Source organism: Paenibacillus glycanilyticus, assembly GCF_051200795.1.
GTDB classification, from domain to species: domain Bacteria; phylum Bacillota; class Bacilli; order Paenibacillales; family Paenibacillaceae; genus Pristimantibacillus; species Pristimantibacillus glycanilyticus.
In genome coordinates this window covers 3,093,616-3,113,858 of sequence record NZ_CP195155.1, presented here as the reverse complement: position 1 = coordinate 3,113,858, position 20,243 = coordinate 3,093,616, and the positions used below count along the sequence as shown (strand labels likewise).

Here is a 20,243-nt window from a genome sequence, read left to right as displayed (position 1 = left end):
GTTCGCAGACTTCTATTCCCCGGACGGCGCTTTGCCGATCCATTTCTCGTAAATCTTGTCGTATTCGCCGCTGTCATAGAGCTTCTTCAATCCAGCATTTACGCTATTCAGAAGATCGGTCTCGCCTTTCTTGATCGCAATGCCGTACGGCTCATCGGTGAACGGCTCGCCGACAACCTCGAAGTTCGGATCCTGAACCGCCATGCCGTACAAAATCGCGTTATCGGTCGTCAGCGTGTCGCCTTGACCGGCTTTAAGCGCGCTGAACGCGTCCTGGTAATTATCGAACTCCAGGATGGTGGCATCCGGCGCTTTCGCTTTAATGTTGTCGACCGAGGTCGAGCCTTTCACGGCCAATACCTTCGTACCCTTCTTGATGTCGTCGATGCTCTTGATCGGGCTTCCTTTCTTCACCAGAAGGGACTGGCCAGCTTTAAAGTACACGTCGGAGAAATCGACTTCCTTCTTGCGCTCTTCCGTAATCGTCATCGTGGCGACGATTATATCGATATCGTTGTTGTTCAACATCGGAATGCGCGTTTTGGAAGTAACCTCCTTCAGCTCGATCTTGGTCTCGTCGCCAAGAAGCTCCTTGGCGAGCGCCTTGGCGATGTCGACGTCAAAGCCTTCGACGTTGCCGCTCGCCGGATCCTTCAGGCCGAACAGCTTCGTATCGTACTTAACGCCGACAACGAGTTTCCCTCGGCTTTTGATGCTCTCCAGCGCCGAAGCCGTTCCGGACGCTGGCTCCCCGCTTGCGCCGTTGCCGTTCCCTCCTTCTTTGCTGCTGCATCCGGCCAACCATACAGTGGCAAGAAACGTCAGTGCGACGCCAAGCGTCATCCAGCTTCTTTTCTTCATAGCTTGAAACCCCTCTCCATTATAGGATTGCATGATTTTGGCAACATGGCGCCCTAACGCAAAACGTTAGTGGCGCAGCACGCGATTAAGAAACAACCGCGCCCTTTCTTCCCTAGGCTGCTCGAAGAACTCCTCCGGCGGAGAGATTTCGACGATTTGCCCTTTGTCCATAAAGACGACGCGGTCAGCCACTTCCCGCGCGAAACCCATCTCGTGCGTAACGACGACCATCGTCATCCCTTCTTGCGCCAAGGTCTTCATGACGTCCAGCACCTCTCCTACCATTTCCGGATCAAGCGCGGAGGTAGGCTCATCGAAGAGCATGATCTTAGGCTTCATGGCCAGCGCCCTGGCGATTGCCACGCGCTGCTGTTGCCCCCCGGACAGCTGTGACGGAAACGCGCCAGCTTTGTCCGATATGCCGACTTTCTCCAAATACATATTGGCCGTTTCCACCGCCTGCGGCTTCGGCACGCCGAGCGACTTCATTGGAGCGAGCGTAATATTGTCGACCACTTTCATATGAGGATAAAGATTGAAGTGCTGGAACACCATGCCGATTTCCCGCCGCAGCTTATTGATGTCGGCTTTTTTGTCGGCGACATTGACTTCATTGACGGTCAAAGTGCCGCTCGTAATTGCCTCCAACCGGTTGATGCAGCGGAGGAGTGTACTCTTTCCCGAGCCGGAAGGCCCCACCACAACGACGACTTCACCCTGCGCGATGCTAAGATCGATGCCTTTTAGCACATGAAAATCGCCATAGTGCTTCTCCACTTGCCGGAATTCAATCAATGCAATCCCCCTTTCCGTTGCTTGCAACGCTTTGATGGACAGGCCGTGTTAAGTTAGATAACATACTGTGTAGACAACTATATGGAAAACCTACGCAATCCTAACGAATCCGACATCAAAATCATGATTTTTTACAAACTAGTGTGATTACAACCATGTGAATGGCGATAGCCATCACGCTTTATTACTCAATAAAAACGGCAGCAGATCTAAGATCTGCTGCCGTTTCGTTCACTATAACCCCTCAATACATTAACGTTGGCTCTTACCGTTAATGCCTATTTATCACAGCACCTGTGCAATCTCCCATACATGCCCGTCCGGATCGGCAAAACAAGCCGTCCGCCGCCCCCAGGGGCGCGTTATCGGACCGTTCAACAACTTAATTCCCAGCATGTCCAGCTCTTCGCATACCTTGTCAACGTCCGACACTTGGATTGTGAACTGAAACCGCGCTCCATCTTCGCCGCTGCCAACCCGCGCGGGTTCAATCAACTCGTGGGCATTCGATTGTTTCAACAAATTGATACTTGTATTGCCAAAATCGAACACCGCGCAGCTTTCATCCTCATATAGGATTGCAAGCTTGAATGTCTCTTGATAGAATGCCTTCGACCGATGCAAATCTTCTACAAACAATGTGATTTCGGTAATTTTGTTCGTCCAGTCAGCTATCGCCATCCGCCTCCGATCCCATTTGCAATTTTTTACAGTTCTAGTTTGATCATACGAACCGCCTGTACCATTGTCAATGTAAATATGGAGGCTGTATTCCGTCGTTCACGAAAGCTTGTCTTTCCCGTAGTGCAAATGACACTCAGCCCACCGGGCATTCCCGGCAGGCTGAGCTAAACGGATTAAAGCATCAAATTTTAAACATGTTCATTAAAGGCATAATCGTCTTCACCATATTAAGTCCAACTTGAATAGTCGGCAGCATTTGTTTAAAAGATCCGAAAAAACTGCTCTGCTGCTCTCCTACTGCTTGCCCTATAGCAGGGCTCTTCGTATCTTCTTGTTTGGTTTGTACTCCCGCTCCTGATTGACCCGAAGGTCCAGATAACATTGGCTTAAATAAGCCTGTCGCCATTGAACCAAAAGAATTGATCGCGCCGATTCCGCCTATCAAGGAATCTAGCAGTCCCGATACTTGGATTTCCGGTGTTCTCGAACGATCAGAAAGATTTACACTCCCGCAGCTTCTGGTTTCGGAAAGGATCAGCTGATGGTCATGAATGGCTTGAACCGTTCCGACATAGCAGTTACCGTCATTTAACAGTATGCAAACGGGCTGCCCGATACAACGGCTTGCTTTTTTGACCGCAAGAATTCTTCCCTCGGGTTTTCTTTTTTTAGGAGCTTTCCTGGATGCCATCGTAAGCCCTCTTTACCGCAATCAAATAAAGAAGAAAGGCAAAATGAAAAGCGAAGCAAGTATGGCAAACGGGAAAAAGTAACAATCGCCGCCAAAACCGCAGCCTCCGCCGTAACCGCCATAACCCCCGCCGTAACCGTCATAACCGTAACCATAATTGGACAGTCTGGCTTTATGCTTGGAGCGCGTTTGTTTTTTTGAAGGTTTTCCGTTCCGAACGGACGACAAAGTCAAAGGCTTTCTATCAAAAATACAATCCTCCACGACTAGCTTTCCGTCTTCTACTCCCTTAATCGTTCCGATAAAATGCCTTCCGTCATGCGTAACCGCACTAACCCTCCGTCCGATGTACGGATATACCGTATGATGGCTAATCGGATAAATTTCCTGCATAACTTCATTCCTCCTAACCTGATGCTCGTATATCTTAGACTATGAAAAAATCTGCTATAAGGTCTGTACGATTGTCTTCTATTTAGAAAAAAATCGAATTGTACTCCATTCTCTCTAGCAATTCGAATATAAAAGATGAGGGTGCGAGCATGCAAAAAGCAGCGAAGAATGGGTGCAGTCATAACGGAGGATATGCATAGAATATCGGAAGAGGTGAGAAGGCGTTGGATTACCATTCATTATTAGCCCGGCTCGGCGAAGGCAGCGCGCATCCGGGAGGCTTTCAAGCAACCAAAGAATTAATCGGACAGATCCATTTTCCGCGCGGCACGAAAGTGCTGGAGGTAGGATGCGGAACAGGCCGGACGGCCTGTTATTTAGCCAGCTTAGGCTGCAGCGTGACTGCCATTGACCGGAACGAGAAAATGATTCAAAAAGCGGCTTACCGCGCGAAGATAAGCGAACTACCCGTCCGAATCTTGCAGGCAGATGCCGCTTCAATGCCTTTTGCGGATGAAACGTTTGATGCCGTTTTTACGGAGTCGGTAACGGCGTTTACCAAAGGAAGCTCCGCAATAAGCGAATATTGGCGAGTCCTGAAGCCAAAAGGAGTCCTCTACGATCGAGAGCTGGCTTTTGCCGTAAAATTAACTACGGTGCAAAAGAAAAAGCTGCAGTCGTTTTACGGACTTCATCATCTGCGAACCGTTCCGGAATGGCTGAAGCTGATGAGCAAATCAAAGTTTAATAAGCACTCCGCGTCTCCTTTTTTGCAAATGAAGCAGCTGGCGGGCGATGATGACCCCTTACGGGTAATCGATCACGAACTATTCACGAAGCCGGATGTAATTGCCATGATGATGACAAACGAGCGCCTATTGAGCAACTTCTCCAATGTGATGGGCAGTGTTGTAATTACGGCTTGGAAAGGTTGAATGCATATAAAACGACAAGGCAGACGATCACGCTGATCGTCTGCCTTGTCTCCATGCAACTTGTCATTCGTCAGAATGATCACTGGATGCAGTTCGTTTATTGCTAATGTTCGTTATTTCAAAATCCTCCTTGGAAATCCCCAAATTTAAAGCCAGCTTTTTCTTAATGACCATTGCCTGCTGTAAACTGGTGGCTCGAAACTCAATCGTAGTTCCGGATGGATCTTCGAAGGAATAGTAGTTTTTTTTATTGGACATAAATGTTGATCCTCACTTTCGCTGTCAGCACGCTGTTTTTATTCTTGTTCGCGATCCATATGGGCTGCGTCATCAAACACATTGGACTCGGGAGCTTGAGTCATTTCTAACTTTTGTTCTTCCCAATGCCCGATAGTCCGGTACCATTCTTCAAAAGAAGCATCCAATTGCAACTCACGCCCGCGGTCCTCATTGACATTTGAATCTAGTTCGATATTTTTATGGAACCTGCTTTCGCTCTCGGTCGGTTCATTCTGTGATTTTGATTCCATTGCTGTTCACCATCCTGCCTATTAGGCTGGATTAATGCATCCATAATTATGTATGAAGATTTGATTTTACCAGACGAACGAAATCGGATTCACTCTGTTGGCATCAATGATTGGAACAAGTAAAAAACCGCGATTTTCGCGGCTTTTAGCGAGATTGGAATAGGCTATGCCGGTTGGCTAGCGACGGGCATTCGTTATAATTGGGGCGAGCCCGGCAGCCTGCCGCCCAACTTCTCCAGCCTTTGGCAAATCTCGTGCTGCCATTCCACATCCCCCGCCATGGACGCGGCCAGCGATAGATTATACAAATTGGCGATTTGTCTGATATGCATAGCATTTACCGCTAGACAGTGCTCGAAGTCTGCTTGCTCTTCCCCGGTCAGATGCCGGCTGCCGCGTATGGTCCACAACTCCGCAAGTCGTTCATGTATCGGCAAAATGGTCATGCTTGATGCGCCTCCTTCTGTCGTCTTACCTTACTAGCCAGTATGACCCAAAAAGAAAGCTTCCAAGCGCAGTCTGGACGGCAACTCCGACAAAAGAGAACCATTTTCTCCCGGGAAAAGTCGTTCGATTCCGGCGGAGGCTAGTCTTGATCGATGTAAATCGGATTTGTCAGACAAGTCACCGCCGACTGCTTAAGCCCCTCCACGCTGCGTCGTGCTTCCAGCCGGTAGAATAATCTGTCGCTCGAGCCCTCGAATCGCAAGCGGACCTGACCGTTCTCCGTTTCTATCCATTGAGGCGCAAACGCTCCTTCCGGCGCCCACAAAGCGCAGTCTTTATTATCCGCCGCATCAAATTCGAGCATCGCGGCGATTTCCCGCTGCACGGTCCGGCCGCTCGACTCCATGCCATCCGATTCCCTCTCCTTCGCTTCGACGAATGCCGGCACAACGGCAATGTCCCATGCCGCTTCAATACCGCGGTCAGACCATAAGAGCACGCGGTCACCTTTGGCGCCGCAAACGTCGATTGTCAACGGGATGCCATCCATCCCTTTGATAGCCGTGCGCGGAATGGTCTCGCCAATGCCGTATTCGCCGGCGGTAAGGGAAAGGCAGGTCTCGTCAGGATCGAACTGCAGTACGACGCGGCCTTGGCGGATGCCGGCCAACACGCCATGCACCGTGTCGGTTTCCGTCCACACAGAAGCTGTCGGACGCCCATGTTTGACAAACCTTTCCTCCCGGTGGGCATCGCTTCCTCCGAGGGCGATCACGCGGCGTCCTTTTGCAAGCTGCCCTTGCCACCAGGCAAGCGCGCGCTCATTAAGCCCGCGCCATGGGCCGTTCCACACCTCGATTGCATCATATGGCACGTCAAAACCGAGCTCCCATGGACAAGATGGACAGAATGGATGATTCAGCGACACGAAGCCGCCTCTCTCGCGTGCATCCCCAAGCACCGCGTCCGCTTGTGCTGCCGTCGTCACGCGAAAATCTTGAAGCGCGTCCGTCGTGCCAAGGACGTTGGCATGGCCAAAATAGCTGGTCATCTCAACGCCGGGAATAAGCAGCAACTCTTCGTCTGGAACAAGCGCCGCATAATTCTGTGAGGACGTATTATGATCCGTAAGCGCCATGAATTCCAGACCGCGGGCTTTGCACGATTCAATCGCCTGCCCGATCGTGTAGCTCCCGTCGCTATGCACGCTGTGCATATGAAGGTCACCCTTCATCCAGCGGCCGTGCGGCCGGGTCAGCTCCACTTCAACGATAACCTCCGCGCCTCCCTCGGGGATCTTGTAAGCACCAAGCAGCACGGCCCATTCACCTTGGGTGATCGGTCCAGCCAGATAGCCCGGGGTTGCTTTCTCCGTGCCGACGAAGAATGCTTCGCGAGCGCCGCCGCTCCAGCCGACGATCCGCTTCGGCGAGCGAAGACCGATATCGACAACCGTCCCGCCGTTTTCACCGCGGTCGTAACGGTAGGCGATATCGATACGCTCCACAGCTCCTTCCACCGCGAAAGGAACCTCCAAATAAGAACGCTGCTCGTCTTTGTTGATCCATCTCCGCAGCACGAGCCGTTGTTTCTTAACCTGCATTTTACTTCCTCCTATTCTTTGCTGGCACCAAGCAGGATGCCCTTCATGAAATATTTCTGCACAAAAGGATATATCGCGAGCAGCGGAAGAATGCTGATGACGATACCTGCCATCCGCACGTTCGTCGTGACCATATAGGTACCGGAATTGCTGCTCGTATCGATGATCATCGCTTTTAGCGCAACCTGAAGCGTGTACTTCATGGAATCGTTAATAAACATGACCGGAGCGGTGAACATGTTCCACCGTCCAACGAACTCGAACAGTATAACGGTCGCAAGACCCGCGGCCGCAAGACGCATATACATCGTCAGGAAGATACGGAACTCTCCGGCGCCGTCGATCTTGGCCGATTCCGACATCTCGTAAGGAACGTTCAGGAAGAAGCTGCGCATAAGCAGGATCGAAAAGCCGGAGACGAGACCCGACAGCACAAGCGAGCTCAGCGTATTGATCAGATGCAGGTCTTTGTTGACCACATAAAGCGGAATCATGATCGCTTCCTGCGGCAGCATCATCGTAATCAGAATGAACGTCAGCATTACCTTCCTGCCGGGAAGACGAGGATAGATAAATACATAGCCGGCCAAGCTGGACAGCAATACGTGCAGTACGGTGCCGGCCACGGTCACGATGACGCTGTTCATCAGGGGGCGCCAGATGTCTAGGCTTTTCCATACAATGGAGTAGCCCTCCGCGCTGAACTGCTTCGGCCACAGCACGATTTCCGGCCTCATGGAGGCGATACCCGAGGAGAAGGACAACGCCAGTACGTTAATAAACGGAATGATCATGGTCAGCATGAGCCCGAACAGAAACAAGACGTTTAGCATGTCGAACGCTTTATTCTTCCACCCGAGACGTTCAAATCGATCGGACATTGTTTTTACACCTCATCAAATCGCGTGATTCGCCGTACGACGAGTGTCATCGCAAGAGTTAGTAGCAGTACGAAGAAGCTGGCGGCAGCCGCAGGGCCAAGCTGGATTTCGAGAATCCCCTTCTGGAACGTGTACATCATGAGCACGTCTACTTTCGCGGCGATTGTAGGGTTGCGCAAAATAAAAACCTCGTCGAAGATCCTCAGAATCCCAAGCGTATTCAGCAGGAAAACAACCTTCATCGTGTTGCTGAGCTGCGGAATCGTGACGTAGATTAATTGCTTCCAGCGCGTCGCGCCATCCATGCGCGCCGCCTCGTAGAGCGACGGATTAATCGATACGATCCCTGCCAGGAACAGGATACAGGTATAGCCCATTTCCTTCCATGTTGCAAGAAGAATCAAGATCCAGCGCGCCCATCCGGAGTCTGCCATGAAATTAATCGGCTTCATGTGGAACACATGAACAAGGATCATATTAATGATCCCGCTGTCGGGCGATAGCATGAAGATCCAGATTCCTCCGACAACGACCCACGAGAGCAGATGCGGGACGTACAAAATCATCTGCGCCGCCTTCTTGAACCAGGTCCTGAGCACTTCGTTAAGCGACAGCGCGATCACGAGAGGCGCAACGAAGCTGAAGCAGAGAATGCCTCCTCCAATGACGAGCGTGTTTATCACCGCTTCCCAGAATAACGAGTCATGAAGCACTGCGGAGTAGTTCGCGAATCCGACGTATGGTCTGTCCCCCATCAGTTTGTAATCCTGAAAGCTGGTCTGAAGCCCTTTCACGAGCGGGTAATAGGCAAAAACAAGAAAATAAGCGATCACCGGCACCATCATGACGTAGAGGGCGCTGTATTTCTTCAATAATCTCATCCTTTTATTCACGTCCTTATCTGGTAAAGGGAACCATTATCGGGATGAAAAGCACGCAAGCAGGGGAATTCATACTCCCCTGCCTGCTTGTATTCCATTCATTCGGATCGGGTTTACTCGTCGATCAGTTTCTTCCCAAGCAGCTCTTCGTGCATCTTCTTTACGGCTTCCGCAGCGTCCATTTGACCGGACATCGCTTTAAGCGCGTAATTCTTGACGATCTTCTCCGCGTCAGGCCAACCCGGCAACGACAATTCAAGCGTCGCGTCCTTGTTCACGAGATCCTGCGCTTCTTGTACGCCCGGCAGTTTGCCGAAAGGATACTTCACGTTTTGGTTGTACCAGAACGGTACCCCGTGGTCCATGTTATGCTCGGTGCCGGTCTGGGTCAGCTTATACGCATCGCCTTCCTTGGTGTAATCCTCGTTCTCGATGCCCAGGCTTCCAAGCATAATGCCTGGCTCCGTATGCCAGAATTCCAGGAATTTCTGCGCGGCTTCCGGATGTTCGGCATTGGACGGAATGATCCAGAAATCCGGATCTCCTCGTCTCATAAGTTTGGTACCGTCAGCTCCAGGGATACTTTCAAGAGCTTCTGCGTTAAACGTCGTATTCGGATCCTCTTGTTTGCGCGTGTTGTTGAACATGCCAACCCAGGCATCCCAATAGGTGACCATTCCGACGCGGTCGGTGAGGAACAGATTGCGCATTTTGCCCGTGTCGTTCGTTACGAAATTCGGATCCATGATTCCTTCCTTCACCAGCTTGGCGAACCATTCATAAATCGGAATGGCTGCTTCCGTCGCATACGGAATGGTGCGCTTGCCATCCTTCATTACATAATGCGCCTTAACGCCGGCGGCGCTCATGAAGGCTTGTATATCGTAAATATCGGCCGTGCTGAGACCGTACGTATCATTCTTGCCGTTGCCGTCAGGATCCTTCTCCTTGAACGCCTTAAGCACGTTATAGTACTCGTCAAGCGTCTTCGGTTCCTTCAGACCAAGCTTGTCCAGCCAATCCTTGCGTACAATCGGCATCGTGCCGCCTTGGAATTTGTTAAACACGGCAACAATTCTGCCGTCCTTATCCTTCAGCTGCTCCCATTCGCTTGTTGGGACGACTGTCGGGTCCGAGAGCACTTTGGAGCCGGTGACGAAATCCGTCAGATCCGTGACAACCCCTTGATCGACGAAGGTAGCCAGCTTGCCGAGGTCGCTGAGCTCGATGAGATCATATTTCTCGCCGGAGCCGAGTGCCGTCAACACCTTCTGATCGTAATCGCTAGCCGGCTTCTCAATCGTCGTATCAATGCCGGTCAGTCGCGTGATTTCGGCTGCGAACTTCGTAGTCTCCTCCGGTGTCTTGCCGCCGACGTTACCGTCCAGAATCCGAAGCTTCATATCTGCCGCCGGTGTATTGGCCGGCGTGTTCGCGCCATTGCCGGTTTGCGTATTATCAGCTGCCGGCGTATTAGCGGTGTTGTTCGTTCCATTCTCCGAACCGCAGCCGGATAGAAGCAGCGTTCCGAGAGCTGCAACGGTCGACATCGTTAACCATACTTTTTTCATGGGTTGTTAACCTCCTACATGCACAAGCGTATTGGTATTCTAAATCAGAGCGATAAAGGTACAACACAACAGGCTGCCTCTACTTACTTCGTGCGCCAGGCGCAGCGCAAGAGCCGCGAATCGCAAGCTCCGTCGGAACAAGCACCCGTTTGGCGCTCTTCTGGGTTGCGTTCAACTGCTCAAGCAAGAGCCGCAGTGCTTCAATCCCAAGCCGGTCGGCATGGAGCCGAACGCCGGTGAGCGGCGGCGACAATTCAGGGGAGAGCACGGTATCGTCGCTAAACGCGAACACCGACAACTGCTCCGGAATGCGCAGTCCTAGCTGCTCCGCGGCCTTATACACGCCAAGCGCCATCATGTCCGTATCGGCGATGACCGCCGTAATACCAGGCGAAGCCGTTAGCTTCGCCAACGCCGACTCATAGCCAAAGGCATGTGCGGTTTCGCCTTTAAGCGGTTTATGCAGGATCAGCTCAGGCTTCGGCTGCATGCCGGCATGCTTGAAGGCAGCCTTGTATCCGACACTTCGATCCTCCGATACCGTTCTTGATATCGGCGCATTCAGAAACAGAATTTCCGTATGCCCAAGACCGATCAAGTAGTTTGTGGCCTTTGCAGCCATGCCGATATTATCGTTATCGACATAGCTGACCTGCGCCTCGTAGGGCTCAGGCGGGCGGCCGATAATGACGATGGGCATGCCGCTCTGAAGCCGCTCTTCAATCCTGGCATCCGATTCTATGGGGTCCAATAAGATTTCGCCGTCCACCGGATCCGAAGAGATGTTCTCGACTTGACTGAGATAGGAAGGCGACAGCGCATTAACCAGCAGGCGGTAGCCATTCTCGTAACAGACGCGAAGAACGCCGTTAAGAAGAGAATGGTGGAACTGGCCGAATTCGAGCGATTCCCCCCTGATATTCAATCCGAGTATGCGCGTGGAGCGGTTCACCAGGCTCCTCGCCCAATAATTCGGCTTGTAGTTCAGCGATTTAGCCGCAGCAAGAACGCGCTCTGTGACCTCTTTGCTGATTGGGCGTTTCTTGCTGAACACGCTTGAAACCGTTCCTTTGGAAACGCCGGACGCCTTGGCGACGTCATCAATAGTTGCCAAAATCGTTAAACCTCGCTTTCTTCCGTGATGCCGGACACGAGGTTAAGCTTAAACCGGTTTTGTAAAATCTATTTCAGAATGATAATTAGTTATTGTAAAAATAGAAAATTCGTCTTAAAGTCACGTATAATCGCAGAAATTCGGGTGAAATCTCATGGAGTTAGGAAAAAAGCAGCATTAAACCGTTTTAATAGGGGAATGATTTGCAACGGGGAATAAAAAAAACGACAGCCGTCAGCTGCCGTTTTAAAGTTTTCAGAATTACCTGATATACTCCCCCCAAATTATGAACCGTCGTCTTTGTAATTAAAAGGGGGTTATTGTACCTATTTCAGAATGAATTCTGGAGCATATTTTTCAGGATAATTAAGCATCGATGCGACATCGCCATTAAAATACAGGTTTCCGTATAAGGGGCTATTACTATCCATCGTTAGCCTGCACCACGTTATCGGCTTTTGACCAACGGATATTCCGTCCTTCATGGGATCATCGCTAATCTTGAATCCAAGATTTTTATAGATCTCTTCCACTGCTGCTTTCCACGTTTTATTGTTTTCCAGTAATTCGTCTTGCCAGGTTACATCGGTTTTCTCATTCTTACCATTATATTCATAAATTCCTGTTCCACGCTCTTTCGTTATCGCTTTTTCTACGTATTCAACATCCTCCGGTTTAAAATGTGCTGTAAGTCCAATTAAGATGTGATAGGAGAAGGTAAAGCTGACCTCAGCAGAGCGGTCATATAATTTAATTGAATGATTTAAATGAATTAGATCATTCTGAGCAAGCCCTGTATCTATTTTGGTAATATCTTTTTCGGATAGTTTTAGAGCATTCATTACCTCCTCCTCATTCATACCCCATTTCAATTTCTGGATAGGCGCGGGCGTACCATAGATCGATGTCTGACTGCAACTGGCAAGAAGAAAAGCAAGTATCCCAATTAGCATTAAACAAAGACTATATTTACGCATATTACCTCCTAAACAAGGTTATTTGTTGTATCATTTTTCAACTCCATAAACGATTATTACCTATAGACTATGCGTTTTCTTGCAAATTGAGTTTCCTTCATTTTAAACGCATCTAAAATTAATGGCGATGCTCGATCGGTCAGGGATTTAACGGATCTGGAGCATCGACCATATTAAATAACAACCAAAATAAAAATAAGAGGATACAACAAGTCATTATTATTAAAATAACAGCAACTTTACCTTTTAATTGATTTTTCATTAAATTCCTCCTCCTCAAATAGCGTTTAGGCTCAAAAAAAGTGGCGCAGGCATAGCTGCCTGCACCGCTTTTATATTTTAGGCTATGCTTATTTCAATTTAATTTCAAACTTTGCTCCCGCCTCGCCCGCGAACATAATGGTGCCATTCTTAGGAAGTACAGTTGCTTTGCCCGGTTTGACGATACCGAGACCGACGCATGCTCCGTTCTCATCATACACGGCATATGAGCCCTTGGATGATGATGATACCGTCATGGTCTTGCCGGCGGCACGATCTGGAATCGAGTACCACTTGGCATAACCGGTTGCTTGAATGGTCGTTGAAGAGTGTTTGCCCGTGTAGATCGGCTTCAAGGCATCTTCGCTTACTAACAGGCTCCCCCCATAACGAAGGTACTCAACACCATCCTGCTCGTAGAAATCAAGCGGCGTAACGTCTCTGCTGCCCGTTGTAGGAATCTGATGGTCTGCGACTGCAGTATTCAGACCCGTAATTTTCTGGTCTATAACGTAACCAGGTGCTTCCTTGAACAATCGAACTTGTAAGGAGCCGAGGCTCAATAAGGTGACGGAAGTATATTTTTCGTTAATGACATAATAACGTTTGCCGTCCCGTTCCTTCCATGCATGAAGCACTTCTTCAGAGACATCGTTAGGTTCGAGCTTCTCGGCAGCATACTCCGACAAAGCTAGTTGTCCGAGTCCCGGTAACGATAAATATTGTCGAGTCCACAAGTAGGTACGTCCGTTGTTCTCCTTGACGAAATTAATTTTCACTTTTCCATCCGCACTCAAAAATGAACCATCTGCCGTATACGCGTATTTCTCGGCTGGATAATTCGGAACTTGAGGCGTCGCAATCGACAACTCCCCGTTCTTGGCAATGTTAACCGTAAGTAATTGATTCGTTGCACCATACATCCCTGCAGAATCCAGCAATTCCGCGGGCATGTCGGCTTTAACAGGTGCTCCGTAGGACTTCTCGGCCTTAATTTCATCTATGGTTCCCTTTTCCTTCAAGGCATGGAGCAGAATCTGGTTAGCCAGCAGTTGATTGGTTGTGCTGGAGCCTCCCGATGACAGTACGGCCGCTGCCATGTTTTCTCCGGGAAGAACGACTAGCGACGCGTGATACAGAATCGTATCTCCGCCCTTGGTCAATGCCTGAATGCCATAGTCGCCGAACGGGAACAGGTTGACGCTGTCCCAGCCCAATCCATAATTGACTACAGTATCCGCATCCTCCGGCCAGAAGCCCTTCTTATACTCGGCTTGCGCCATCGCATCTACCGAGCCGGATGATAGAATGCCAGCAGCTTGCCCGGTAAAAATCTGAGAGAATCGAGCCAGATCTTCCGCCGTGGAGTAGATTCCCCCCGTTCCAATAGCGTTTACCGTTTCTCTTGGCAGTTGAGTTTGGGAATTAGGGAAATAAAGTGCAGCAAACTGGGATGTATTTAGCTGATCCTGAGGTGTTTTGGTATTCATCATCCCCAGTGGTTGGGTAAAATTCTGATGGATATAGGAAGTAAAATCGGTACCGCTTACTCTTTCAACTAAAATTTCTGCTAGAGAAAAACAGTCATTACAATAGACCGAATAGGCGCCAGGCACCGCTTTTAATTGCTGTTCGGCCAATTGCTTAAGAAGCGTATCATGCGCGTAAGTATCGTTATCCGAGAATAAGAATGCATTCGTCAGTGATGAACCGTTAAAACCCGCGGAGTGATTAAGCAACATGCGGGGAGTAATTTGCTTGTATCGGTCGTCCTTCATTGTAAAATCCGGGACGTATTCCGTAACAGGATGATCCAGATTAATCTTGCCTGCATCTACCAGCTTCATGACTGCTGCCGCCGTGAACATTTTGCTTGTCGACCCGATACCATACATCGTGCCCGCCGTTAATGGCTTTTTGCCAGCAGTATCGTTAATTCCGGCATGTCCGGAAACAACGATCTTCCCTTGATCGATAAGCGCGTATTGAACGCTTGTCGTACCGTATTGGCCCGTGAGGAGCGAGGCTTTCTCGTTTGCGGCCTTCTGGGTATCCTTGTAAGCAAGTGAACCCTCGCCCGTGGCGGCTGCCACTACGCCAATCGGTGCCAGCATCGACAACATCAATGTCATCATTGCCAGCATTAGAAACAATTTTTTTGTTTTCATAATACCTCCTAAAAAGAATTATCAAAGATCGTAGTCACAGGTATTACGTTAAATCTCTCCCAAAGTTCCTTTAATTTGGAATAAATCCAGGTTTAGCTCGATTTTGCTAACATCGCCAGTACGGATGTTCTTCCAATTAAGCATGCGGGCATGTCAAAGAACCGCAGCGGCATTTCGCTGAGGCTTTTGCGCTGTCACTATAGCCGGCCAACACGATAAAAGGCTGTCGATTTCTCGACAGCCTGGATAAAACAATTACTTCTGCTGTTCATTATATTTCAAATGTAAAATGGGATATGGGCGGCCTGCTCCATCTGTCAAATCTTCACCGGTTATTCCGAATCCGCTTTTTAAGTAAAACCTTGTCGCATTCTCATTTTGTTTATTCACATCGACGGAAGTGATCCCAAAATCATTGATGCATGAATGCATAATTTGTTTCCCATACCCTTTGCCAATTTTTGCGGGATCGAGAAACAATGCTTCCAAGTGATGTCCATTGATGGCGGTAAAACCAATGATAGAGTCTTCGGTAAACCAGAGACGTACATCAAGATGAGGAAAATACAGGGGTAGTTCTTTTTTGATTTCCTCTTTATCCTTGAAACTCAAAAAGTGATGAGTGGCCATTACCGATCTTTCCCAAAGATTTATGATCATATCATAGTCATTAACGGTTGCTTTTCTGTTTTGTATCATTTCATTCTGCTCCTTTTTTTTAATTTATCACGCTCCTTCCATGCTTTTTTTTGTAGATGGTGATCGTATATCTCCAATTGATATATGGCTTCATTCTTACCTCTCTTTTCAGAACGTTATGAGTAGCAATGCTAACAATAAGCAAAAATGCCCTTTACTTCAACAAAAGCTGCAGTACATCCTCCGATTTGCTGCAGTTTTATTCGTTGAAATAATGTCCCCCATTAATTCAAAATCTTTTCCATCGCCATAACATCTACAAAGTTGCCGTCTATAATCCCCTGCTTATTAAAGATTCCGACTTCACGGTATCCATGTTTACGATATAGTCCTTGGCCCAAGGCATTAAATGGGAAAGTAAAAAGAACAATCTTATAAAAACCATGCTGTACGGCAGCTTCTTCAAGTGCAGCAAGCAATATACTTCCAACTCCCTGACCTCTGTGATCTCTTCCAATGTAGATCGACAGATCAGCCACCCCATCATAAGCGGATCGTGGAGAATACTTGTTTAAGGATGCCCAGCCTACGATGACATCACCTTTAACTGCAACAAGAACAGAATATCGCTCACAGCGCCCGTTGTACCAGTTTTGCATATAGTCGATATCTTTTAGTTCAACTTCAAGCGTGGCAATACGATCTTCAATTCCTTGATTATAGATGGATAATACATTATTTAGATCCATGGATGTTGCATGTCTCACTAGAATCTCCGGCATTAGCTCTCCTCCTGTTTTGTTATCGTGTGGATAATCGTTCTTGAAGCCTTGTCCAGTCCAAGTATAAATCGAAATGCAGGACCATGACTATGCGCTGATAAATGTCCTGCGGAGAACAGCCCTTTAACATGGCTTTCTTCTCCCAACAACGAAATCCAAGGGATATCCAAACAGCTTATAGACATCCAACATCCCAATTTCCCTCCTGCTTATGGTGATTTTAAAATCGATTATACATAATTACTTGCAAACTGCAAATAAAAATGCTATAACTTTCTCAGGAGGTCATTCAAATGGAAAATGTGAGGAATATGTTTCAGATTCTGTCCCGAAATTTTGGTTTATTAAGTGAACAATGCTGTGATTCTTGTTGCGGTCAAGAGGTATCACTTGTACAGAGCCATATCCTATATGAAATAAATCGTCAGCATAACCCCTCTATGCAGGATATTGCAGGAGCACTTGGAATGGACATCACCACGTTTAGCAGACAGGTTAAAACCTTAACAGACAAGGGATTCATAAAGAAAACGCCTCATCCATCTGATCAACGAATCAATATTTTATCACTAACACCCGAAGGGCTAACTATTGAGAATGCGATTAATCTTACCGTAAATGCCCAACTAAATGACGTCCTTTCAACCATGAGTGAATTTGAAAGAGAAACGGTGCTTCGCTCTATTCAATTGTTTAATAATGCTATGACAAAATCAGCAACATGTTGTGTGCCTCCAAAATAAATTGGAGGCCTACCGTTTATCTTATACTTGCATTTTGCAAATAAAATTCGAGGAGGACGTAAAAAATGAATACACAATTACCAACAGCTATTATCGGTGGCGGTCCTGTAGCCTTAGCTGCTGCTGCACAACTTGTAAAGAGAAACATGCCTTTTATTTTATTTGAAAGAGGTGCTTATATCGCATCCTCTATACTTAGTTGGAAACATGTAAGGATGTTTTCCCCTTGGGAATTTAATATGGATACAGCTGCCAAGGAGCTCCTGATGGAAACTGGATGGACTGCTCCAGCAAAAGACCACATGCCTACAGGGGTAGAATTAGTTAATGAGTATCTGCTGCCACTATCTCAGTTAGATCAATTACAGCCCTTTATTCAACTTCAATCGTCCGTTAAAGCCATCTATCGAAAAGGATTCGATAAAATGAAAACAGCCGGTCGGGATACAGCTTCCTTTATTATTGAATATGAGCAGCACGGTAAACTATTGCGCGAAGAAGCTGCTTCTGTCATTGACGCCACTGGGACATGGCTCAAACCAAATCCGATGAGCACAAGTGGTCATCCTGCTGAAGGCGAGATACAAAATAAAAATCATATTCAGTACGGAATTCCGGATATTTTAGGTGCTGATAAACAACGTTATGCGGGGAAAAACATAGTTGTTGTAGGCAGTGGTCACTCAGCGATTCAATCACTCACCCTGTTAAATGAGTTGAAATTGGAAAACCCGGAAACAACAATCCATTGGGTGCTTAGAAAGAAAAAGGTTGCGGAAGCTTTTGGAGGCGGAGAAAATGACGGCTTACCGGCAAGAGGAGCACTTGGTACCCGAGCTAACCAATATGTACAACAAGGCAATGTACAGGTTCATACCCCATTTCTTATTGATCGAATTAAGAAAGAATCCGAGACCATAACTCTATATGGCACTAAATTAGATAAGGCATACTCTATTGATAAGATCGATGAGGTTATTGTAGCAACGGGAGCAAGACCGGATTTCTCGTTCCTATCTGAATTGAGATACGCAGCTGATACCTCTGTGGAGTCTGTCCCACAGCTTGCCGACTTGATTGACCCCAATATTCACAGCTGCGGCACCGTACGCCCTCACGGTGAAGCCGAATTGCGTCAGCCGGAAAAGGACTTTTATATCGTGGGATCAAAAAGTTACGGTCGCGCTCCGACGTTCCTGCTGGCTACGGGCTACGAACAAGTTCGTAGTGTTGTTGCTGCATTAGCAGGTGATTTTAAAGCAGCGCGTGAAGTGCAGCTTCATCTACCGGAAACTGGCGTTTGCTCCGTGTCCAGATCAACAGAAATAAGTGATAACAGTAACAGTTGCTGCACAACTACCCCTAAGAAGATGTCTATCAGGCCAATCGCCGTAACGAGTATGAGTAGTGGTTGCTGCAGTTCAAATAATGCGTCTACATCATGTGAAACGGATACAGGATGTTAATAAAATGAGAAGCTTCTGCAAAAATGCAGAAGCTTTTTATTATATCCTCCTTTTGTTTTGCGTGCGTTAATCTTTGTTAACTCAATATTAAATAAGTAATTACTAATATAATCATTTACTTATATAATTGATCGCGTATATAATGGCCCTGTAGTTAGCAATCTAATTACAGAAAGGAGGCAAGAAATTGCAATCCATTGAGGAAATGTCCGATGAACTTAAGCTTCTCTCCGATAAAACCAGATTAACAATTATGGCGCTTTTACGACACCGAGAGATGTGTGTCTGTGATATCGTTGAAATTTTAGAAACAACACAACCAAACATTAGTCAACATCTAAAAAAACTAAGAATGGGCGGTCTCATTAACGAGGAGCGCCGTAGCCAATGGATTTACTATTCATTGAACTTACATGACAAGGGTTATTTGAAGCAACTAATCGATCAGCTTCCATCCATGGAAGAGAACATCAATGCAGTCAAAGGCTGTACGTAATCCAGGAGGCACTATGCTGGCACTTGCATCAATCATTTTTTTAGTTACGTTAGTATTTGTCATTTGGCAGCCAAAAGGTCTTAACATCGGTTGGTCCGCTTGTGGCGGTGCTGTAATCGCACTCATCTTTGGAGTTGTAAATTTTCATGATGTGTGGGATGTAACCCAAATCGTTTGGAACGCTACTCTTGCGTTCGTTGCGGTAATTCTAATTTCACTCATTCTAGATGAGATTGGTTTCTTTGAATGGGCAGCGCTTCACATGGCTAGAGCTGCCAAAGGAAAAGGCCTTATGATGTTCGTGTACGTCATTTTATTAGGTGCGGCAGTAGCTGCATTTTTCGCAAATGACGGTGCGGCTCTTATCTTAACGCCTATTGTTCTAGCTATGGTCCGGGCGTTGAAATTTGATGAACGTATGATTATTCCCTTTATTATGGCGAGTGGATTCATATCCGATACGGCTTCACTCCCGCTAGTCGTTAGTAACTTGGTGAATATCGTGTCATCGGACTTTTTCGGTGTTGGATTCGCTGAATACGCTAGCCGCATGATTGTTCCGACTCTCTTCTCTGTTTCCGCAAGCTTACTAGTGCTCTTTCTCTTCTACAGGAAAAGCATACCTAAGCAATACGACCTGGCACAACTGAAGAAGCCGGTAGATGCAATTAAAGATATGCGGTTATTTAAGATCTCCTGGATTATCCTTGCCGTTCTTCTAATCGCCTATTTATCAAGTGAGTTTATCAACGTACCAGTGTCAATTATCGCTGGCGTGGCAGCTATTATCTTCTTGGTGCTTGCCCGTCAGAGCAGGGAAATTCATACCTGGAAGCTCGTAAAAGGCGCGCCATGGGCAGTTGTCACCTTCTCCATTGGCATGTATGTCGTGGTCTATGGACTTAGAAATGTTGGACTGACAGATGAACTTGGCGGTGTATTTAAATGGGTCGGTGATCAAGGCTTATTTGTAGCCACAGTAGGTTCCGGATTCACCGCTGCGATCCTCTCTTCGATTATGAATAACATGCCGACAGTTATGATTAATGCGCTTGCCATTCATAATACAAATTCTACGGGAATCATTCATGAAGCTTTCGTATATGCCAATGTGATCGGATCTGATTTAGGTCCGAAAATCACCCCTATCGGTTCACTCGCTACTTTGCTTTGGCTGCACGTGTTATCGACTAAGGGAGTTAAGATTTCCTGGGGAGCTTACTTTAAAACGGGTATTATCCTAACGGTACCTGTTTTGTTTATTACCTTATGCGGGCTTTATCTATGGCTAAAAGTTGTAGGCTGATGATCAATAAAATTACATT

At 47.5% G+C, this 20,243-nt stretch carries 22 protein-coding genes; 5 read left to right on the top strand and 17 right to left on the bottom strand.

From position 1 onward, the window contains the following. Positions 1 to 12 precede the first annotated feature (12 nt). The 5 genes from ACR9FF_RS14305 to ACR9FF_RS14285 form a co-directional block, all read right to left on the bottom strand. Positions 13 to 861, bottom strand: coding sequence for a transporter substrate-binding domain-containing protein (locus ACR9FF_RS14305; RefSeq protein WP_435171836.1), 849 nt, complete (start codon positions 859 to 861; stop codon positions 13 to 15). A 66-nt stretch (positions 862 to 927) separates the two neighbouring features. Continuing rightward, positions 928 to 1,656, bottom strand: a complete 729-nt coding sequence (locus ACR9FF_RS14300) for an amino acid ABC transporter ATP-binding protein (RefSeq protein ID WP_317979374.1) — start codon at positions 1,654 to 1,656, stop codon at positions 928 to 930. 285 nt (positions 1,657 to 1,941) lie between these two features. Continuing rightward, complete coding sequence (locus ACR9FF_RS14295; RefSeq protein WP_435171835.1) at positions 1,942 to 2,337, bottom strand: VOC family protein; 396 nt, start codon at positions 2,335 to 2,337, stop codon at positions 1,942 to 1,944. Between the two features lie 184 nt (positions 2,338 to 2,521). Then, a complete protein-coding gene (locus tag ACR9FF_RS14290; RefSeq protein WP_435171834.1) occupies positions 2,522 to 3,031 on the bottom strand; it encodes a hypothetical protein in 510 nt (169 codons plus the stop codon). Positions 3,032 to 3,052: 21 nt separating this feature from the next. After that, the gene (locus ACR9FF_RS14285) at positions 3,053 to 3,424 is read right to left on the bottom strand and encodes a hypothetical protein (protein ID WP_435171833.1); all 372 of its coding nucleotides are present in this window, start codon (positions 3,422 to 3,424) and stop codon (positions 3,053 to 3,055) included. A gap of 224 nt (positions 3,425 to 3,648) precedes the next feature. Here ACR9FF_RS14285 and ACR9FF_RS14280 point away from each other — a divergent pair, with 224 nt between their 5' ends. Continuing rightward, a complete protein-coding gene (locus ACR9FF_RS14280) occupies positions 3,649 to 4,359 on the top strand; it encodes a class I SAM-dependent methyltransferase (protein WP_435171832.1) in 711 nt (236 codons plus the stop codon). Between the two features lie 296 nt (positions 4,360 to 4,655). Here ACR9FF_RS14280 and ACR9FF_RS14275 read toward each other — a convergent pair whose 3' ends face one another. From ACR9FF_RS14275 to ACR9FF_RS14220, 12 genes are all read right to left on the bottom strand, one after another. After that, on the bottom strand, positions 4,656 to 4,889 hold the full coding sequence (locus ACR9FF_RS14275; RefSeq protein ID WP_435171831.1) for a hypothetical protein: 234 nt from the start codon (positions 4,887 to 4,889) through the stop codon (positions 4,656 to 4,658). Between the two features lie 194 nt (positions 4,890 to 5,083). Beyond that, positions 5,084 to 5,335 (bottom strand): DUF7667 family protein, encoded by a 252-nt coding sequence (locus ACR9FF_RS14270; protein WP_174806528.1) that lies wholly within the window; start codon positions 5,333 to 5,335, stop codon positions 5,084 to 5,086. A 140-nt stretch (positions 5,336 to 5,475) separates the two neighbouring features. After that, positions 5,476 to 6,939 carry a CehA/McbA family metallohydrolase gene (locus tag ACR9FF_RS14265; RefSeq protein WP_435171830.1) on the bottom strand — a complete coding sequence of 488 codons (1,464 nt, stop codon included), beginning with the start codon at positions 6,937 to 6,939 and terminating at the stop codon, positions 5,476 to 5,478. 11 nt (positions 6,940 to 6,950) lie between these two features. Continuing rightward, entirely contained in the window at positions 6,951 to 7,820 is an 870-nt protein-coding gene (locus tag ACR9FF_RS14260; protein WP_127492058.1) for a carbohydrate ABC transporter permease, read from the bottom strand. Between the two features lie 5 nt (positions 7,821 to 7,825). Further along, on the bottom strand, positions 7,826 to 8,701 hold the full coding sequence (locus ACR9FF_RS14255; RefSeq protein ID WP_127492056.1) for an ABC transporter permease subunit: 876 nt from the start codon (positions 8,699 to 8,701) through the stop codon (positions 7,826 to 7,828). A 113-nt stretch (positions 8,702 to 8,814) separates the two neighbouring features. Then, positions 8,815 to 10,272: an extracellular solute-binding protein gene (locus tag ACR9FF_RS14250; protein WP_127492054.1), complete on the bottom strand. Its 1,458-nt coding sequence runs from the start codon at positions 10,270 to 10,272 to the stop codon at positions 8,815 to 8,817. Positions 10,273 to 10,351: 79 nt separating this feature from the next. Then, positions 10,352 to 11,386: a LacI family DNA-binding transcriptional regulator gene (locus ACR9FF_RS14245; protein WP_435171829.1), complete on the bottom strand. Its 1,035-nt coding sequence runs from the start codon at positions 11,384 to 11,386 to the stop codon at positions 10,352 to 10,354. A gap of 326 nt (positions 11,387 to 11,712) precedes the next feature. Then, positions 11,713 to 12,228 carry a hypothetical protein gene (locus ACR9FF_RS14240; protein ID WP_435171828.1) on the bottom strand — a complete coding sequence of 172 codons (516 nt, stop codon included), beginning with the start codon at positions 12,226 to 12,228 and terminating at the stop codon, positions 11,713 to 11,715. A 274-nt stretch (positions 12,229 to 12,502) separates the two neighbouring features. Beyond that, entirely contained in the window at positions 12,503 to 12,625 is a 123-nt protein-coding gene (locus ACR9FF_RS14235) for a hypothetical protein (protein ID WP_435171827.1), read from the bottom strand. A gap of 88 nt (positions 12,626 to 12,713) precedes the next feature. Further along, entirely contained in the window at positions 12,714 to 14,792 is a 2,079-nt protein-coding gene (locus ACR9FF_RS14230; RefSeq protein ID WP_435171826.1) for a serine hydrolase domain-containing protein, read from the bottom strand. Between the two features lie 255 nt (positions 14,793 to 15,047). Beyond that, complete coding sequence (locus tag ACR9FF_RS14225) at positions 15,048 to 15,491, bottom strand: GNAT family N-acetyltransferase (RefSeq protein ID WP_435171825.1); 444 nt, start codon at positions 15,489 to 15,491, stop codon at positions 15,048 to 15,050. A gap of 224 nt (positions 15,492 to 15,715) precedes the next feature. Beyond that, on the bottom strand, positions 15,716 to 16,213 hold the full coding sequence (locus ACR9FF_RS14220; RefSeq protein ID WP_435171824.1) for an arsinothricin resistance N-acetyltransferase ArsN1 family A: 498 nt from the start codon (positions 16,211 to 16,213) through the stop codon (positions 15,716 to 15,718). A 293-nt stretch (positions 16,214 to 16,506) separates the two neighbouring features. Here ACR9FF_RS14220 and ACR9FF_RS14215 point away from each other — a divergent pair, with 293 nt between their 5' ends. The 4 genes from ACR9FF_RS14215 to ACR9FF_RS14200 all read left to right on the top strand — a co-directional run bounded on the left by ACR9FF_RS14215 (position 16,507) and on the right by ACR9FF_RS14200 (position 20,224). Next, positions 16,507 to 16,956, top strand: coding sequence for a MarR family winged helix-turn-helix transcriptional regulator (locus tag ACR9FF_RS14215; protein ID WP_127492042.1), 450 nt, complete (start codon positions 16,507 to 16,509; stop codon positions 16,954 to 16,956). A gap of 65 nt (positions 16,957 to 17,021) precedes the next feature. Next, positions 17,022 to 18,422 carry an NAD(P)-binding domain-containing protein gene (locus ACR9FF_RS14210; protein WP_435171823.1) on the top strand — a complete coding sequence of 467 codons (1,401 nt, stop codon included), beginning with the start codon at positions 17,022 to 17,024 and terminating at the stop codon, positions 18,420 to 18,422. A 187-nt stretch (positions 18,423 to 18,609) separates the two neighbouring features. Continuing rightward, complete coding sequence (locus ACR9FF_RS14205) at positions 18,610 to 18,918, top strand: ArsR/SmtB family transcription factor (protein WP_435171822.1); 309 nt, start codon at positions 18,610 to 18,612, stop codon at positions 18,916 to 18,918. Positions 18,919 to 18,931: 13 nt separating this feature from the next. Next, positions 18,932 to 20,224: an arsenic transporter gene (locus ACR9FF_RS14200; protein WP_435171821.1), complete on the top strand. Its 1,293-nt coding sequence runs from the start codon at positions 18,932 to 18,934 to the stop codon at positions 20,222 to 20,224. Positions 20,225 to 20,243 lie beyond the last annotated feature (19 nt).

Coding starts and splice junctions, on each gene's coding strand:
- ACR9FF_RS14305 (WP_435171836.1), bottom strand. CDS start 861: ATGAAGAAAAGAAGCTGGATGACGCTTGGCGTCGCACTGACGTTTCTT.
- ACR9FF_RS14295 (WP_435171835.1), bottom strand. CDS start 2,337: ATGGCGATAGCTGACTGGACGAACAAAATTACCGAAATCACATTGTTT.
- ACR9FF_RS14290 (WP_435171834.1), bottom strand. CDS start 3,031: ATGGCATCCAGGAAAGCTCCTAAAAAAAGAAAACCCGAGGGAAGAATT.
- ACR9FF_RS14285 (WP_435171833.1), bottom strand. CDS start 3,424: ATGCAGGAAATTTATCCGATTAGCCATCATACGGTATATCCGTACATC.
- ACR9FF_RS14275 (WP_435171831.1), bottom strand. CDS start 4,889: ATGGAATCAAAATCACAGAATGAACCGACCGAGAGCGAAAGCAGGTTC.
- ACR9FF_RS14270 (WP_174806528.1), bottom strand. CDS start 5,335: ATGACCATTTTGCCGATACATGAACGACTTGCGGAGTTGTGGACCATA.
- ACR9FF_RS14265 (WP_435171830.1), bottom strand. CDS start 6,939: ATGCAGGTTAAGAAACAACGGCTCGTGCTGCGGAGATGGATCAACAAA.
- ACR9FF_RS14260 (WP_127492058.1), bottom strand. CDS start 7,820: ATGTCCGATCGATTTGAACGTCTCGGGTGGAAGAATAAAGCGTTCGAC.
- ACR9FF_RS14255 (WP_127492056.1), bottom strand. CDS start 8,701: ATGAGATTATTGAAGAAATACAGCGCCCTCTACGTCATGATGGTGCCG.
- ACR9FF_RS14250 (WP_127492054.1), bottom strand. CDS start 10,272: ATGAAAAAAGTATGGTTAACGATGTCGACCGTTGCAGCTCTCGGAACG.
- ACR9FF_RS14240 (WP_435171828.1), bottom strand. CDS start 12,228: ATGAATGCTCTAAAACTATCCGAAAAAGATATTACCAAAATAGATACA.
- ACR9FF_RS14235 (WP_435171827.1), bottom strand. CDS start 12,625: ATGAAAAATCAATTAAAAGGTAAAGTTGCTGTTATTTTAATAATAATG.
- ACR9FF_RS14230 (WP_435171826.1), bottom strand. CDS start 14,792: ATGAAAACAAAAAAATTGTTTCTAATGCTGGCAATGATGACATTGATG.
- ACR9FF_RS14225 (WP_435171825.1), bottom strand. CDS start 15,491: ATGATACAAAACAGAAAAGCAACCGTTAATGACTATGATATGATCATA.
- ACR9FF_RS14220 (WP_435171824.1), bottom strand. CDS start 16,213: ATGCCGGAGATTCTAGTGAGACATGCAACATCCATGGATCTAAATAAT.
- ACR9FF_RS14215 (WP_127492042.1), top strand. CDS start 16,507: ATGGAAAATGTGAGGAATATGTTTCAGATTCTGTCCCGAAATTTTGGT.
- ACR9FF_RS14210 (WP_435171823.1), top strand. CDS start 17,022: ATGAATACACAATTACCAACAGCTATTATCGGTGGCGGTCCTGTAGCC.
- ACR9FF_RS14200 (WP_435171821.1), top strand. CDS start 18,932: ATGCTGGCACTTGCATCAATCATTTTTTTAGTTACGTTAGTATTTGTC.